This is a genomic window from Streptomyces sp. NPDC040622, assembly GCF_055593965.1.
The window spans coordinates 581,332-597,682 of sequence record NZ_JBVIXD010000005.1 but is presented as its reverse complement, the minus strand read 5'-3'; the positions used below and the strand labels follow the sequence as shown (position 1 = coordinate 597,682).

Below are 16,351 nucleotides of genomic sequence, written 5' to 3'. Positions count from 1 at the left end.
ACATGCGACCACCCCAGCCGACGAGCAGGCGCAGCGTGCTGCTGGCGGGCGGCGGAATCGCGCTCACGGCCGCGGCGGCACCGCTGCTCGCCGCGCCCGCCCCCGCACACGCGTCCGCCCAGGCAGACCAGGACCGGCCCCGCGTCCGCATCACCGACCTCGGCCCCGGCCTCGTCCAGTTCTCGCTCATGAGCGGACTCCAGGTCGGCGACACCGTCTACATCGGATCCCGCAACCTGGCCCCCACCAAGGTCATCGGGTTCCACCTGCCGACCCGCAAGGTCGTCTCCGAGACCGTGCTGTCCTCCGGGCAGTCCGTCCAGGCGCTCGCCGCCGACCCGACCGGCAGGTACCTGTACGCGGGCGTCCTGTCCAAGTCCGGCGACGACAAGGCCAACCTCTTCCGGTGGGACCTGACCGCCCCCGACGAGCCGGCCGTCGCCCTGGGCAAGACCGGCGACCGGGACGTCCGCGACCTCACGGTCGCCCCGGACGGCACCGTGTACGCCGTGGGCGGGATACCGGGCAAGGCCCCCGCCCTGTGGCGGTACGCCCCGGCCGACGGCAAGGTCACGAGCCTCGGCGTCCCCGACCCGAAGGCCACCCTCGCCAGGGCCGTCACCGCGACGGACACCACCGTCTTCGTCGGAGCGGGCAGCGTCCTGTCCGGCGGGGGCGGCGCGGGCAGGGCGTCGCTCTACGCCTACGACCTGTCGGCGCGTACGTTCACCGACGTCACGCCGGCGGAGCTCGCCAAGGATCCCAGCATCCGGGAACTCGCCGTGATCGACGGCCGGTTGGTGATCGGCACCTCGGGGTCGACCGAGCCCGCGAAGCTGGCCGTGCTCGACCTGGCCGGCCTCTCCTCCGGCGGTGACCGCACGGTGGTCGCCACCGACGGCACGACGGTCAAGAACTTCACCTCGGACGGCGAGGGGATCTACTTCGCGGGCGACACCGGCCTGTTCCGCTATTCGACGAGGACGAAGGAGATCGCCCCCGTCGATTCCGACGCACCCGACCTCGGCGAGATCTGGGGCGTGGACCACGCCGACGGCACTCTGGCCGTCGTCTCCGCGTACGGCTTCGTCGCCGCACTGGACGTGGCCGCCCGCACCTGCGTCGTCACCGAACTCGCCGCCGCGGGAGCGCCCCTGGCCCCACAGCTCGGCATGGGAATCGCGGCCGACCGCCGCTACGCCTACCTCGGCGGCAACGGCGCCATCGCCCGCCACGACCTGCGCACCGGGAAGGTCGTCAACCTCCGGGCGCCCGGCGAGGCGAAGGACGCCGGCGTACTGCACGGAGTGCTCTACACCGGCCAGTACAACGCGCAGGGCATCTGGACGTACGACCCCGCACGGGGCAGGCCGCCGCACCAGGCCGCGGACTTCCCGAGCGAGCAGAACCGGCCGCTCGACCTCTGCTACGACCCGGTCAACCAGCTGCTGCTCACCGGCGTGCAGTCCGACACCGAGGGCGGCGGCGCCCTGTGGACGTACTCACCCGCCACCGGCCGGTCCAGGGCCCACGCCAACCCCATCGACGACCGCCAGCTCGTCCGGGCGGTCGCCACCCGGGCCGGCATCGCCTACCTCGGCGGCGACAACCCCTACAAGGAGGGGCCGCGCGGCACGCTCGTCGCCTTCGACCCCGTCGTGGGACGCGAGCGGTGGCGCCTGGATCTGCCGCTGCCCACCGGCGTGGCCGCGCTGGCCGTCCGCGGCGGGCACCTGTACGGGCTCACCCTCAAGGGCGGCTTCTTCGTCGTCGGCCTGCGGGCCCGCGAGCTGGTGCACACCGCCGACCTGCACGGCATCTGTCCCGGCTTCTCGGCCCTGGTCACCAGCCGGGGGGTGGTCTACGGCGTCTCGGACACCACCCTCTTCCGCTTCGACCCGAGGACCTTCGCCGTCACCACCGTCGTGCCCGAGATCAACGGCGCCTGGTACAGCGGTCCACACGTCAACGCCGACGACCGCGGTCGGCTCTACACGATGCGCGGCCACCACCTCGTCCGCGTCGACGACAGGCAGGTGAGCTGAGAATGGGGAACAGCATGCGGAACACGACGCGGCGGACGCACACGCGGTCGAAGAAGAACAGGATGCGCACGCGGGTGGCCGGAGCCGCGGCGCTGGCGGGGACCTTGACGGTCGCTTTCCTGGCCACCGCCGAGGCCGGTCAGGACACGTCGGACCCCGCCGCGCCCGGCAGGGCGCGCGGCTCCTCGACCCTGCTGGACGTCAACTACAAGGACGGCAGCAAGAATTCGGGCATCGCGGGGCTGACCACGAGCCACGCCGAGGCCAAGGACGCGTCGTACGTGGTCGACTCCGGGGACGACCACGCGATCGCCCACAAGGTGACGCTCGGCGATCCCGGCTACGAGTCCGACGGGGCCCCGCGCAGCGAGAGCGCCACCAACGACGTGCCCGGCGGGAAGATCCACGTGGGCGACGAGCACCGGTACGAGTTCAGCGTCCTGCTGAAGGACTGGAAGACGTACGAGCCGGGCGACTCGGACACCGGCGACATCATCTTCCAGGGCAAGCACGCCGGCGGCAACAAGCCGTCGTTCTACCTGATGACCAAGCGGAACGGCATCGCGTTCCGGTCGCCGGTCCTCGGCCTGCAGTCCACCGTGGTCGAGGACTTCAAGCCGCACATCGGCCAGTGGATGACCTTCCGCGTCGACGTGAGCTGGACGGACGACAAGACCGGCTACTACAAGGTCTCCACCCGGATGCCGGGCGAATCGGACTTCACCCTGCGCACGACGTACGACCACGTGCAGACCTTCCACCCGGAGAACCCGACCGACTTCGGTTACATCAAGTGGGGTCTCTACCGGCCCGACGAGTCGATCGAGAACGGAGACGTCCCGACGCGCTTCGTCTACCACGACGACATCCGCGTCACAGATCTCTCCTGAGACTGTCCCTGGTCGGCCGGCTTGCCGGGCTGGTCGTGGGTGGAGCAGTGGATGCCCCCGCCGCCGGAGGCGATGGTGTCGATCGGGATCTGCACGATGTCGCGCTGGGGGAAATGTTCCCGCAGGATGCCCTTCGCGCGCTGGTCGGCCTTCCTGTCGCCGAACTCGGGCAGGAAGACCGAGTCGTTGGCGACGTAGAAGTTGGCGTACGTCGACACGAAGTCGTCACCCTCGCCGGTGATCTCGTACAGATCGGGCTGCGGCAGGTCGATGATCTCGAAGGACCGGCCCTCGGCGTCCTTCGCCCCGCTCAGCACGTCATGCGCCTGGTCGGCCGCGCGCGACCAGGAGTCGGCGGGCGTGTCGGGGTGTGCGCGGTCCAGGAGCACCACACCGGGCGCGGTGAACCGTACGAGACTGTCCACATGGGCGTCGGTGATGTCCTGGCCGCGCACGCCCGCCAGCCAGATGACCTTCCTGATGCCCAGGGTCTCCTTGAGCTCGGCCTCGATGGTGTCCCGGCTCTTTCCGCGGTTGCGGTTGTCGTTGACGATCGAGCTCTCGGTGATGAGCAGCGTGCCCTCGCCGTCGGTCTCGAAGGACCCGCCCTCGGCGACCAGCGGCGCCTTCGCGCGGGGGATGTCGTACTCGGCGAGGAGGGTGCGGCCGACCTTGCCGTCGTGGGGGTGCTCCTGCTTGTTGCCCCAGCCGTTGAAGTTGAAGTCGACACCGACGACCTTGCCGTCGTCCTCCACGAACACGGGCACGGTGTCGCGGGCCCACAGGTCGTCGACGGCCAGCGGGATGACCTCGACGTCGCGCCCGCACGCCTTCTGGGCGGCCTTCTGCTGGTCGGGCCTGGCCATCATCACGACGTACTCGTACTCCGCGATCGCGCGGGCGATGCCGGCGATGTCCTCGCGCACGTCACGGAGGTCCTCGTGCCACACCGACTCCAGCGCGGGCCACGACATGAAGGTGCGCGCGTGGCTCTCCCACTCCGCTCCCATGCGCAGCCCGCCGGCGGCCGTGTCCTCGTCGCCCGCGGTGCTCGCGGCACCCGCGAGGTCGTCGCCGGGGCCGCAGGCGCAGGCGCCGAGCACCACGGTGCCGAGGCCGGCGAAGGCGCGGAGGGCCGAACGGCGGGAGGGGAGGGCGAACGACACGGTGAACTCCGATCATCGTGAGGGGATCAAGCTATCCGTCGGCTCGGTGGGCCGCCCGGCGAGCGGCTCCGACTCTGACACGGACTGAAAATTCAGTCAAAGCTGTCGCGTGGGCCGAGTGGGCCGAGTGGGCCGAGCGAACGGTCACTGGCCGCGGACGGAGGCCGCGGACGGAGGGGCGCGTCGCCGGTGCGCCGTCCCCGTCTCACAGGGCCCGGGTGTCCTCCGGCGGCCTGTCGCCCGAGATCACCGGGGCACGGCGCGCCCGGTAGGGTTCGGCTCCATGGCGCCTCGCACTACTCGGATCCTCGAAGCGGCCGCACGGCTCATCGCCCGTCGCGGAGTCCGTGGCCTGCGCGTCGAGGAGCTCGCCGCCGAGGCCGGCGTCTCGACCGGGCTGATCTACTACCACTTCAAGGACCGCACCGGGATCCTGCGCCACACGCTGGAGTTCATCAGCGACCGCGCCGAGCGCTACACCGCGGGCGGCGTGACGGACGCCGTGCCGCTGCCGCCGCGCGAGGAGCTCGCGGAGACCCTTCTCCTGGAGCTGCAGGACACCCCGGTGGTCAGGGAGAACAGCTCCGCCTGGGGCGAGCTGCGGGCGAGCGCCGTCTTCGACGAAGTGCTGCGGGAGGACCTCGCCAGGGCGACCCTGGTGTGGGTGCAGGAGGTGGCGGCCCTGCTCGGCCAGGTGCGGCCGACGGCCCCGGCGCCCGCTCTCGCCGCGGCCGGTGAGCGGCTCACCTCGCTGCTCGAAGGGCTCAGCATGCGCTGGCTGAGCGGCGGCCTCCAGATCGATCACGCGCGTGACCTGATGCGCGGCGCCATCGACGCCGAGCTGGCGCTGCTGCGGGAGAAGCAGCGCCAGGCCATCGACTGAAAATTTGATCAGTCGCCGCGAGGCTGCACGGCCCCATCGGTGACAGGGCCCGGTCCACCGACCGTGACAGGGGCGGGGTGACCGAGGGCGGCGCCTTGGATACGGTCTGGGATGTGCTCACGGAGGAGAGCACCGCAGGGCCCACGTATCCCCGTGTGCCCGGATCCCGAGAGGTGGAGGCCGCCCGTGAGTGACAACCAGATCCCGGCAACGCCCGGCGTCGTGGCCCCCGTCGGGGAGACGGGCACCGCCGAGTCCCCCGTGGACGGCGTGTGGTCGACGGAGGAAGGACTGCGGGTGGAGGCCCGGACCCTGCGCGAGCGGGTCTCGGGTCTGGAGAAGCAGGTGCGGGCCCGCACCCGGGTCGCCCTGGCCCAGGGCGTGCTCGTGGGCCGCTACGGCCTCGCGGACGCGGACGAGGCGTTCGAGGTGATGCGGGTCGCCTCGCAGCGCTCCAACATCAAGCTGCACCAGATCGCCGCGGCCCTGACGACGACGGCCGCCCCCGAACCGGGCGCCGCACAGTGGTTCCCCGGGCGCAAGCGCACACCTCCGCCCTCGCTGTCGGGGCTGCGCGCCGGCACGCTCGACGCGAAGAACCAGGCGCAGGTCCTCGGTGTCGCACTGGACCGCGTGCGGGAGATCACCGGGGGCGACGCGGGCAACGCCCAGCTGGCGGAGGCCGGGACGCTGCGCATGGAGAGACACGTGAACCACCCCCAGGCGTTCACGGACTACTTCGCCTTCGTCGAGGGCGGTACGTCCTGCTCCCGGGCTGCCGACGCTTCCCTGCAGGTCACCGTGCGCGACGTCGCCGTCGCGGACGTCTTCGACGACGAGACCCGCCAGGTGATCCTGGCGAGCGGCAGCCGGGCCTGCCACAGCGTGCCGATGAGCGGCCCCGACGGCCTGGTGCGGTGCGTGATCTCCAGCCACCACGCCCGTCCGCTCAAGGGCCTCGCGCAGACACAGCTCGGCGCGCTGGCCCGGGTCCAGGAGACGGTCGGCCCGTGGCTGCAGTGGTACGGCGACACCGTGGTCCTCGACGCGCTGGAATACCTTCACCACAGTGCCCGGAGCGCGACGCGCGACTCCTGACGGACGGCCCCGGGGCCGTCGCCGCAGTCGAGGGTGTGCTCCAGGACGTCCCGCAGCGGGTCGTCGATCTGGCCGGTGTTGACCAGGCCGGCCGTGGGGGCGTTGTCGTGCGAGTTCTCGAGCACGGATCGCTCACCCTGGGGCAGCCCCGGCACGGTCGGGAGGTCACCGACGATCACACGAAGGCGATCATACGAATGGGTCGTCTTTCAGGTGACTCATGTCGTTGTAGAACACGAGCGTCGCCGGGCGGCCGGGCGCGTAGCGGATGAGGGTCAGGGCCGCGTTGAAGTGGTACAGGCCGAGCCAGCGCGACGGCGGGGCGTCCAGTGCCGCCCGGATCAGCCAGGCGATCAGGAAGTTGTGCGTGACGAGGAGCTCGTGGCGCGGTTCGTCGCCGGGGACGGGGCCCGTGAAGCGGGTGACCGCCTCGCGGGCGAGGGCGGGGCCGGGACCGCGCTCCTCCTCGGGGAACTCCGCCAGGCGCCGCAGCGTCATGTCCGCCGTCTCCGGAGGCAGTTCCTCCCTCGCCGGGATGTACGGGACGTAGTCGCCCGCGGCCGCCGAGGGGCGCAGGGGGACGTCGTCGAGCTGCCCGGCGATCAGTCGGGCGGTCTGCTCGGCCCGGGGGAGCGGGCCGTGGTGGATCGCCGCGAGGGGAACGGTCCGCAGCCGCTCGCCGAGGAGCGCGGCCTGGCGGCGGCCCGCCTGCGACAAGCCGCTCTCGTCGGGCGTCGCCTCGCCGTGCCGGGTGACGTAGAGATGCCGTTCGGCGGTGGCGGGCGCGGTCGCGGATCCTGTCATGGCGGTGGGGCCCTCTCCGTTACGCATACGAGCCGGTGGCGTGCGCCCGGCGTGGCAGTGTCCAGGGACGCCGTCGCGCCCGCCCCGGTTCCGCCGGCGCGCTGTCGCCCGTGCCGCGTACGTACAGTGGCGGGACGCGAGAGACGAGGAGTGCGACATGGCCGCCGCGGGAAACGCCGGAGCGAAGCCCAGGGCCCTGGAGGGGCTCGACGCGATCAAGGGTGAGCTCGCCGGCCTCTATCGCGACCTGCACGCCCACCCCGAGCTGTCCTTCGAGGAGCACCGCACCGCCGCCGAGGTCGCCCGCCGCGCCGCCTCCTACGGGTACGAGGTCACGAGCGGAGTCGGCAGGACCGGCGTCGTGGCCGTGCTGGAGAACGGCGCGGGGCCGACCGTGCTCCTGCGCGCCGACTTCGACGCGCTGCCCGTCACCGAGGGCACCGGACTTCCGTACGCCTCCCGCACCGAGGGGGTCATGCACGCCTGTGGCCACGACATGCACGTCACCTGTCTGCTCGGCGCGCTGAAGCTGCTCGCGGACTCCCGCGCCGACTGGTCGGGCCGGATCGTCGGCGTCTTCCAGCCCGCTGAGGAGATCGCCAAGGGCGCGCAGGCCATGGTCGACGACGGGTTCTACGCACGGTTCGGCACCCCGGACGTCGTCCTCGGCCAGCACGTCGCGCCGTTCCCCGCGGGGACGATCGGCGCGCACCCCGGGCCCGCCTTCGCGGCGACCGACGCGCTGCGCGTGCGCATGTTCGGCAAGGGGGCGCACGGCTCGCGGCCCGAGGCGTCGATCGACCCCGTGGTGATGGCCGCGTCGACCGTGATGCGGCTGCAGACCGTGGCGTCCCGGGAGATCGCGGGCACCGAGACGGCCGTCGTCACCGTCGGCTCGCTGCGGGCGGGCACGAAGGACAACATCATTCCCGACGAGGCCGAGCTGCAGCTCAACATCCGCACGTACACGCCCGAGGTCCGCACGCGGGTCCTCGCGGCCGTCGAGCGGATCGTCAGGGGCGAGGCGGTCACCGCGGGCGCGGAGAAGGAACCGGAGATCACGGAGATCGACTCGTTCCCCGTCCTGGAGAACGACGCCGACGCCGTCGAGCGGACGATGGCCGCGATCGGGGGCGTCATCGGGCCCGACCGGGTCTTCGACCCGGGGCCGGTGACCGGCAGCGAGGACGTCGGGCACTTCGCGACCTCCGCGGACCGCGACATCCCGCTCTGCTACTGGCTGTTCGGGGGCGCCGACCCGGCGAAGGTCGCCGCGGCCCGGCAGGCGGGCACCTTCGAGCGGGACATCCCCTCGAACCACTCGCCGTTCTTCGCGCCGCTCGTCGAGCCGACCCTCAGCACCGGGGTCACCGCGCTGACGACGGCCGCGCTGGCCTGGCTGGACGGCCGGCCGTCGCGATGACGGCCGGCCGCCGGGCGGCGACGGGGGCTCAGCCCTCGTCGCCCCCGTCCTCCAGATTGCCCTCGGTCTCCAGGTAGGCCTGCTTCAGGGCCTCCAGGACCGCCGGGTCCGGCTTCGCCCACATGCCGCGCGACTCCGCCTCCAGGAGGCGCTCCGCGATGCCGTGCAGGGCCCAGGGGTTGTTCTCCTGGAGGAACTGCCGGTTGGCCGGGTCCAGGACGTACGTCTCCGTGAGCTTGTCGTACATCCAGTCGGCGACGACGCCCGTCGTGGCGTCGTACCCGAACAAGTAGTCCACGGTGGCGGCGAGTTCGAAGGCGCCCTTGTAGCCGTGGCGGCGCATCGCCTCGATCCACTTGGGGTTGACGACGCGGGCGCGGAAGACGCGGCTCGTCTCCTCCACCAGCGTGCGCGTGCGGACCGTCTCGGGGCGGGTCGAGTCGCCGATGTACGCCTGAGGGGCCGTGCCCCGCAGCGCGCGCACGGTCGCCACCATGCCGCCGTGGTACTGGAAGTAGTCGTCGGAGTCGGCGATGTCGTGCTCACGGGTGTCCGTGTTCTTGGCCGCCACCGCGATGCGCTTGTACGCCGTCTCCATCTCGGCGCGGGCCGGGCGGCCCTCGAGGCCGCGGCCGTACGCGTAGCCGCCCCACACCGTGTACACCTCGGCGAGGTCCGCGTCCGTGCGCCAGTCGCGGGAGTCGATGAGCTGGAGCAGGCCCGCGCCGTACGTGCCCGGGCGCGAACCGAAGATGCGGGTGGTGGCCCGCCGCTCGTCGCCGTGCTCGGCGAGGTCGGCCTGCGCGTGGGCGCGGACGTAGTTGTGCTCGGCGGGCTCCTCCAGCGACGCGGCGAGCCGCACCGCGTCGTCGAGCAGGCCGATCGTGTGCGGGAACGCGTCGCGGAAGAAGCCCGAGATGCGCAGCGTCACGTCGATGCGGGGACGGCCCAACTCCTCGTACGGGACGGCCTCCAGGCCCGTGACCCGGCGCGAGGCGTCGTCCCAGACGGGGCGGACGCCGAGCAGCGCCATGGCCTCGGCGACGTCGTCGCCCGCGGTGCGCATCGCGCTCGTGCCCCACAGGGACAGGCCCACGGAGGTGGGGTAGCCGCCGTTGTCCGACTTGTAGCGCTCGACGAGGGAGTCGGCCAGGGCCTGGCCCGTCTCCCACGCGAGGCGGGAGGGGACGGCCTTGGGGTCGACCGAGTAGAAGTTGCGGCCGGTCGGCAGGACGTTGACCAGGCCGCGCAGCGGGGAGCCCGAGGGGCCGGCGGGGACGAAGCCGCCGTTCAGGGCGTGCACCGCGTGATCGAGCTCGGCAGTGGTGGCCGCCAGGCGCGGGACGACCTCATGAGCCGCGAACTCCAGGACGGCGGCGACCTGTTCGCCCTGGCCCGCGGCCACCGAAGCCACCGCCGCCGGGTCCCAGCCCGCGTCGTCCATCGCCTGCACCAGCGCGCGGGCCCTGTCCTCCGCCTCGTCGGCGCCGGCCCGCGTGGCGGCGGACTCGTCCAGACCGAGCGCCTCCCGCAGGCCGGGCAGGGCCGTCGTGCCGCCCCAGATCTGGCGGGCCCGCAGGATCGCGAGGACCAGGTTGACGCGGTCGCCGCCCGCCGGCGCCTTGCCCAGCACGTGCAGACCGTCGCGGATCTGCATGTCCTTGATCTCGCAGAGCCAGCCGTCGACGTGCAGCAGGAAGTCGTCGAAGCCGTCGTCGTCGGGACGGTCCTCCAGGCCCAGGTCGTGGTCGAGCTTCGCGGCCTGGATGAGCGTCCAGATCTGCGCGCGGATCGCGGGCAGCTTCGCCGGGTCCATGGAGCTGATCTGCGCGTACTCGTCGAGGAGCTGCTCCAGGCGCGCGATGTCGCCGTAGGAGTCGGCGCGCGCCATCGGCGGCACCAGGTGGTCGATGAGCGTGGCGTGCACGCGGCGCTTGGCCTGCGTGCCCTCGCCCGGGTCGTTGACCAGGAAGGGGTAGATCAGCGGCAGGTCGCCGAGCGCCGCGTCGGGGCCGCAGGCCGCGGAGAGGCCGGCGTTCTTGCCGGGCAGCCACTCCAGGTTGCCGTGCTTGCCGAGGTGGACCATCGCGTCGGCGCCGAAGCCGCCGTCGGCCGCGGGCGCCGCGATCCAGCGGTAGGCCGCCAAGTAGTGGTGCGAGGGCGGCAGGTCGGGGTCGTGGTAGATCGCGATGGGGTTCTCGCCGAAGCCGCGCGGCGGCTGGATGAGGACCAGCAGGTTCCCGCGGCGCAGGGCGGCGAGCACGATGTCGCCCTCCGGGTCGCCGCCCCGGCCCACCCGGCTGCGGTCCAGGAACATCTCGCCGGGCGGCGGGCCCCAGTGGCCCTCGACGGACGCGCGCAGCTCCGCGGGGAGCGTGGCGTACCACCGCTTGTAGTCGGCGGCGGGTATGCGCACCGGGTTGGCGGCGAGCTGCTCCTCGGTGAGCCACTCCTGGTCGTGGCCGCCCGCGTCGATGAGCGCGCGGATCAGCTCGTCGCCGTCGCCGGAGACCAGGCCGGGGATGTCGGCCTCGGGGCCGAAGTCGTACCCCTCGGCGCGCAACCTGCGCAGCAGCTCGACGGCGGAGGCGGGGGTGTCGAGCCCCACCGCGTTGCCGATGCGGGAGTGCTTCGTCGGGTACGCGGACAGCACCAGGGCCAGGCGCTTGTCGGCGGCCGGGATGTGCTTCAGGCGGGCGTGGCGCACGGCGATGCCGGCGACGCGGGCCGCCCGCTCGGCGTCGGCCACGTACGCGGGCAGGCCGTCCTCGTCGATCTCCTTGAAGGAGAAGGGGACCGTGATGAGGCGGCCGTCGAACTCCGGCACCGCGATCTGGCTCGCGGCGTCCAGCGGCGAGACGCCCTCGTCGTTCTCCTCCCAGGCCGCGCGGGACCCGGTCAGGCAGAGCGCCTGGAGGATCGGCACGTCGAGGCCGGTCAGGGCGCCCGCGTCCCACGACTCGTCGTCGCCGCCCGCGGAGGCCTCGGCGGGCTTGGTGCCACCGGCCGCGAGGACCGTCGTCACGATGGTGTCGGCGGCGCGCAGCGCGTCGATCAGCTCGGGCTCGGGGGCGCGCAGCGACGCCACGTAGAGCGGGAGGGGCCGCGCGCCCGCGTCCTCGATCGCACCGCAGAGCGCGTCCACGAACGCGGTGTTGCCGCTCATGTGGTGGGCGCGGTAGTAGAGCACGGCCACCGTCGGGCCCTCGACCTCGCGCGCGGTGCGCTCCAGCGGGCCCCAGGAGGGTGCGGGCGCCGGCGGCTCGAAACCGTGCCCGGTGAGCAGCACGGTGTCGCAGAGGAAGCGGGCCAGCTGCTCCAGGTTCGCGGGGCCGCCGTGCGCGAGGTAGGCGTGCGCCTCGGCGGCGATGCCGACCGGCACGGTGGAGGAGGCCATCAGCTGGGCGTCGGGCGCCTGTTCACCGGTGAGCACGACGACCGGCAGGCCGGTGGCGATGAGCTGGTCCAGGCCGTCCTGCCAGGCGCGGACGCCGCCGAGGAGGCGGACGACGACGAGGTCGACGCCGTCGAGCAGGGCGGGCAGCCCGGTGAGGTCGAGGCGCGAGGGGTTGGCGAACCGGTAGTCGACCGGGCCTCCCGCCGCGCGGGCGCTGAGCAGGTCGGTGTCGGAGGTCGACAACAGCAGAAGCATGCGGGCGCAGGCCTTCCTCGGGGTGTCCGCGCCCCGGGTGGTCGTATGGACGGCAGGAGTTCCTGGCTCACCCCACACGGGTGGGGCTCACAGTGGCGGGACCGCGCCGGAATCGCACCGGGCTTCCTCCCTCGGGTCCTGGTGGACCCACGCCGTCGCTGGCGTCGGCGGACCTGTCGGACCGCCGCCTGCATAGTAAGTCCTGCCCGCGTCCGGCGGGGCGGCCACCTGCCGCGACGGCCCGTCCCGGCAGGCGACCGGCCGGATCCGCGTGGGTATGCTCGCCGCCATGCCGCCCACCCCAGCTCTCCCCCCAGACCAGGGCGAATCCGTCATACGCGACCGGGGTGACGCCTGCCCCGGAGCGCTTCGCCTGCACCTCGCCGACGACGGCCGGCTCGCCCGACTCCGCCTGCCCGGCGGCCTTTTGACGACCCGTCAGGTCGTGGCGCTGGGGACGGCGGCGGAGCGCCTGGGGGACGGGAACCTCAGCATCACCTCGCGCGGCAACATCGAGCTGCGCGGCCTGGGCGAGACGTGCGGCGGCGAGCTCGCCCGGCTGCTCGCCGACGCGGGCCTGCTCCCCTCCGAGCGGCACGAACGCGTCCGGAACATCGTGGCGTCCCCGGCCGCGGGAACCGACGGACTCGGCCACGCCGACGTGCAGTTGTGGGTCCGTGAGCTGGACGGACTCCTCTGCGCCGAGGAGTGGACCGCGGAACTCTCGGGCCGCTTCCTGTTCGCCCTGGACGACGGGCGCGGGGACGTGGCCGGGCTCGGCGGCGATGTGACCTTGATCGCAGAATCCGGCGGGACGGCGGTCGTACGGCTCGGGGACCTCGCCCGCCGCGTCGCCGCGCCGGACGCCCCGCGCGCCGCACTCGCCGCCGCCGGCGCCTTCCTCGCCGCCGCGCGCGCGGCGGGCAACGGGGCCTGGCGGGTGGCGGAGCTGCCCGGCAGCCCGGGTGCGGACCTTGCGGGGGCGCTGGAGCGGGCGGGCATCTGGGCCGAGTCCGTCGGGGCCGGGTCTGGCGGGGCCGGGTCCGCCGGGACCGTGCCGGTCGGGACCGTGCCCATCGGGGTTGCGTCCGCCGAGGCGGTGCCCGCCGGGGCCGTGCCTGTCGAGATCGCGTCCGCCGGGGCGGTGCCCGTTGGGGCTGCGCCCGTCGGGACCGTGCCCAGCGGGGTTGCGTCCGCCGAGGCGGTGCCCGCCGGGGCCGTGCCTGCCGGGACCGCGTCCGCCGGGGCGGTGCCCGTTGGGGCCGCGCCCGTCGAGGTCATGCCCAGCGGGGCTGTGTCCGCCGAGGCGGTGCCCGCTGGGATCGCGTCCGCTGGGATCGCGCCCGTCGGGGCCGCGCCCACCGGGACCCCGCCCGCGGGGACCGCGCCCGCCGGGATCGCGTCCGTCGGGGCGGCGCCCACCGGGGCCGCGCCCACCGGGGCCGCGTCCGTCGGGGCGGCGCCCACCGGGGCCGTGCCCGCCGGGCCCCCGCCGGTGACCCTAGGTGCCCCGCCGGCCCCGGGCGTCACCGGCCGCGCGGTCGCCGTCGACGTTCCCCTCGGCCGCGTCGACGCCGCCCAGTGGCGGGCCCTCCTGCCGCTCCCCGCCGACGAGCTGCGCGTCACCCCGTGGCGCGGCTTCGTGCTCCCCGGCTTCGCCGACGCGGACGCGGCCCGGGACCGCCTCGCCGTCCTGGCCGACGCCGGGTACCTCACCACCGCCGACTCGCCCTGGCGCGGCGTCGGCGCCTGCGCCGGCCGCCCCGGCTGCGCCAAGTCCCTCGCCGACGTGCGCGCGGACGCCGTGCCGGGCCTCGACGACGGGATCCCCGCCCACGGCGCGCTGCCCGTCCTGCCGGTCCATTTCTCCGGCTGCGAACGCCGCTGCGGACACCCGCGCGGCGACTGGGTCGACGTCCTCGCCACCGGCGGCGGGCGGTACGAGGTGACGGCGCGCACGGCCGGCGAGGCGATCCCCGTGCCCGACGGCACCCTGACCGACCGCGTCACCACGGCACGTACCCGCACAAAAACGGTACGTACCACCACGAACACCGCATGCACCACCACGAGAACGACGGCCACGAGATGAGCGAGAGCACAGTGTTCGACTACGAGAAGGACGGCGCGGCGATCTACCGCGAGTCCTTTGCCACCATCCGCGCGGAGGCCGACCTGAACGGGCTGCCCGCCGACGTCAGTCAGGTCGCGGTCCGGATGATCCACGCCTGCGGCATGGTCGACCTCGTGAAGGATCTCGCCCACAGCCCGCGGGTGATCGCCGACGCCCGCAAGGCGCTGCGCGACGGCGCGCCGATCCTTTGCGACGCGAACATGGTCGCCAGCGGCGTCACGCGCAAGCGGCTGCCCGCCGGCAACGACGTGATCTGCACCCTCGCCGACCCGTCCGTGCCGGACCTCGCGGCGCGGCTGGGCACGACCCGCAGCGCCGCCGCCCTCGAACTCTGGCGCGACCGCCTCGAAGGCTCGGTCGTCGCCATCGGCAACGCCCCCACGGCGCTCTTCCGCCTCCTGGAGATGATCGAGGAGGGCGCGCCCCGCCCCGCCGCCGTCCTCGGCATCCCGGTCGGCTTCGTCGGCGCCGCCGAGTCCAAGGACGCGCTCGCCGCGCACTCCTCGGGCCTGGAATATCTGGTCGTACGGGGTCGCAGGGGCGGCAGTGCGATGGCCGCGGCGGCGATCAACGCGATTGCGAGCGAGGCCGAGTGAACACCGAACAGAGGACCGAACGGCTCACCGAACAGAGCACCGAACAGAGCACCGAACAGCGCACCGAGAACGCGACCCGGGCCGCCGGGACCGCGCAGGGGCGGCTGTACGGCGTCGGGCTCGGCCCGGGCGACCCGTCGCTGATGACCCTGCGCGCCGTCGAGGTGATCGCGGCGGCCGACGTCGTCGCCTACCACTCGGCACGACACGGCCGTTCCATAGCCCGCTCGATCGCGGCCGCGCACCTGCGCGCCGACCACATCGAGGAAGCGCTGGTCTACCCCGTCACCACGGAGAGCACCGACCACCCCGGCGGCTACCGCGGCGCCCTCGACGACTTCTACGAGGAGGCCGCCGCCCGCCTCGCCGTCCACCTCGACGCGGGCCGCACGGTCGCCGTCCTGGCCGAGGGCGACCCGCTCTTCTACGGCTCCTACCAGCACATGCACAAGCGCCTCGCGCACCGCTACCCGACCGAGGTGATCCCCGGCGTGACCTCGGTGAGCGCGGCGGCGGCCCGCCTCGGCGAGCCGCTGGTGGAGGCCGAGGAGGTCCTCACCGTCCTGCCCGGCACGCTCCCCGAGGAGGAGCTGGCCGCGCGTCTGGCGGCGACGGACTCCGCGGTCGTCATGAAGCTCGGCCGTACGTTCGGGAAGGTGCGCGGCGCCCTGGAGACGGCGGGCCGCCTGGCGGAGGCCCGCTACGTCGAGCGGGCCACCATGGCCGGCGAGCGCACCGGCAGGCTGGCCGACGTGGACCCGGATTCGGTGCCGTACTTCTCCGTGGCGGTCCTGCCCAGCAGGGTGGCGCCGCTGACCGGCGGCCCCGCGCCCGAGCCGCCCGCGCGGGACGCGGAGCGCGGCGAGGTCGTCGTGGTCGGCACCGGCCCCGCGGGCCCGCTGTGGCTGACCCCCGAGACGCGCGGCGCGCTGGCCGCCGCCGACGACCTGGTCGGCTACACCACGTACGTCGACCGGGTGCCGCACCGGCCGGGACAGCGGCGGCACGGCTCCGACAACCGGGTCGAGTCGGAGCGCGCCGAGTTCGCCCTGGAGCTGGCGCAGCGCGGGCGGCGCGTCGCCGTCGTGTCGGGCGGCGACCCGGGCGTCTTCGCGATGGCCACGGCCGTCCTGGAGGTCGCCTCGCAGGACGCGTACGCGGACGTGCCGGTCCGGGTGCTGCCCGGGGTGACCGCCGCCAACGCGGCGGCGGCCCGCGCGGGGGCGCCGCTCGGCCACGACTACGCGACCCTCTCCCTCTCCGACCGTCTCAAGCCGTGGGAGGTCATCGCGGAACGCCTCGCGGCGGCGGCCGCGGCGGACCTCGTCCTCGCGCTCTACAACCCCGGCTCGCGCAGCCGCACCTGGCAGGTCGGCAAGGCCCGCGAACTGCTCCTTGAGCACCGCACACCGGACACGCCGGTGGTCCTCGGCAGAGACGTCGGAGGCCCCGAGGAGAACGTACGCGTCGTACGCCTGGGTGACCTGGACCCGTCGGACGTCGACATGCGCACGCTGCTGATCGTCGGCTCCTCCCAGACCCAATGGGTCCAGAGGAACGACGGCAAAAAGCAGATCGTCTGGACACCCCGCAGATACCCGGAGACCACACCGACGTAGACCCACGGCGCGCCTCGCGGACGGTACGGGGCACCCCGCGC

Annotated in this window: 12 protein-coding genes and 1 riboswitch; of the genes, 8 read left to right on the top strand and 4 right to left on the bottom strand. The window is 73.7% G+C overall.

The features are described 5' to 3' along the window. Positions 1-2: 2 nt before the first annotated feature. Both ACZ592_RS17295 and ACZ592_RS17290 read left to right on the top strand, forming a co-directional pair. Positions 3-2,045, top strand: a complete 2,043-nt coding sequence (locus ACZ592_RS17295) for a hypothetical protein (RefSeq protein WP_471582377.1) — start codon at positions 3-5, stop codon at positions 2,043-2,045. A 62-nt stretch (positions 2,046-2,107) separates the two neighbouring features. Continuing rightward, entirely contained in the window at positions 2,108-2,935 is an 828-nt protein-coding gene (locus ACZ592_RS17290) for a heparin lyase I family protein (protein WP_471582376.1), read from the top strand. Here ACZ592_RS17290 and ACZ592_RS17285 read toward each other — a convergent pair. Next, on the bottom strand, positions 2,899-4,101 hold the full coding sequence (locus tag ACZ592_RS17285; protein ID WP_471582375.1) for an agmatine deiminase family protein: 1,203 nt from the start codon (positions 4,099-4,101) through the stop codon (positions 2,899-2,901). The genes ACZ592_RS17290 and ACZ592_RS17285 overlap by 37 nt on opposite strands. A 283-nt stretch (positions 4,102-4,384) precedes the next feature. Between ACZ592_RS17285 and ACZ592_RS17280 the strand changes: the two genes are divergently transcribed. Next, positions 4,385-4,984, top strand: a complete 600-nt coding sequence (locus ACZ592_RS17280) for a TetR/AcrR family transcriptional regulator (protein ID WP_471582374.1) — start codon at positions 4,385-4,387, stop codon at positions 4,982-4,984. A 186-nt stretch (positions 4,985-5,170) separates the two neighbouring features. Continuing rightward, entirely contained in the window at positions 5,171-6,082 is a 912-nt protein-coding gene (locus ACZ592_RS17275; RefSeq protein ID WP_471582373.1) for an ANTAR domain-containing protein, read from the top strand. On the opposite strand, the gene ACZ592_RS17270 is transcribed toward ACZ592_RS17275, so the two are convergent. Both ACZ592_RS17270 and ACZ592_RS17265 read right to left on the bottom strand, forming a co-directional pair. Continuing rightward, positions 6,046-6,237: a hypothetical protein gene (locus ACZ592_RS17270; RefSeq protein WP_471582477.1), complete on the bottom strand. Its 192-nt coding sequence runs from the start codon at positions 6,235-6,237 to the stop codon at positions 6,046-6,048. The genes ACZ592_RS17275 and ACZ592_RS17270 overlap by 37 nt on opposite strands. A gap of 34 nt (positions 6,238-6,271) precedes the next feature. Beyond that, positions 6,272-6,886 (bottom strand): histidine phosphatase family protein, encoded by a 615-nt coding sequence (locus ACZ592_RS17265; protein WP_471582372.1) that lies wholly within the window; start codon positions 6,884-6,886, stop codon positions 6,272-6,274. A 157-nt stretch (positions 6,887-7,043) separates the two neighbouring features. On the opposite strand from ACZ592_RS17265, the gene ACZ592_RS17260 reads away from it, so the two are divergent. Further along, entirely contained in the window at positions 7,044-8,309 is a 1,266-nt protein-coding gene (locus tag ACZ592_RS17260) for an amidohydrolase (RefSeq protein ID WP_471582371.1), read from the top strand. 28 nt (positions 8,310-8,337) lie between these two features. Here ACZ592_RS17260 and cobN read toward each other — a convergent pair whose 3' ends face one another. Next, a complete protein-coding gene (gene cobN, locus ACZ592_RS17255) occupies positions 8,338-11,961 on the bottom strand; it encodes a cobaltochelatase subunit CobN (protein WP_471582370.1) in 3,624 nt (1,207 codons plus the stop codon). Between the two features lie 41 nt (positions 11,962-12,002). After that, positions 12,003-12,126, bottom strand: a riboswitch (cobalamin riboswitch). A gap of 124 nt (positions 12,127-12,250) precedes the next feature. Between cobN and ACZ592_RS17250 the strand changes: the two genes are divergently transcribed. The 3 genes from ACZ592_RS17250 to ACZ592_RS17240 are packed head-to-tail and all read left to right on the top strand — an operon-like array spanning position 12,251 to position 16,310. Beyond that, a complete protein-coding gene (locus ACZ592_RS17250) occupies positions 12,251-14,053 on the top strand; it encodes a cobalamin biosynthesis protein CobG (protein ID WP_471582369.1) in 1,803 nt (600 codons plus the stop codon). Next, positions 14,050-14,691, top strand: a complete 642-nt coding sequence (locus tag ACZ592_RS17245; protein ID WP_471582476.1) for a precorrin-8X methylmutase — start codon at positions 14,050-14,052, stop codon at positions 14,689-14,691. The genes ACZ592_RS17250 and ACZ592_RS17245 overlap by 4 nt, the downstream gene beginning before the upstream one ends. After that, positions 14,688-16,310 carry a precorrin-2 C(20)-methyltransferase gene (locus ACZ592_RS17240; protein WP_471582368.1) on the top strand — a complete coding sequence of 541 codons (1,623 nt, stop codon included), beginning with the start codon at positions 14,688-14,690 and terminating at the stop codon, positions 16,308-16,310. Before ACZ592_RS17245 ends, ACZ592_RS17240 begins: the two co-directional genes overlap by 4 nt. Positions 16,311-16,351: the final 41 nt, after the last annotated feature.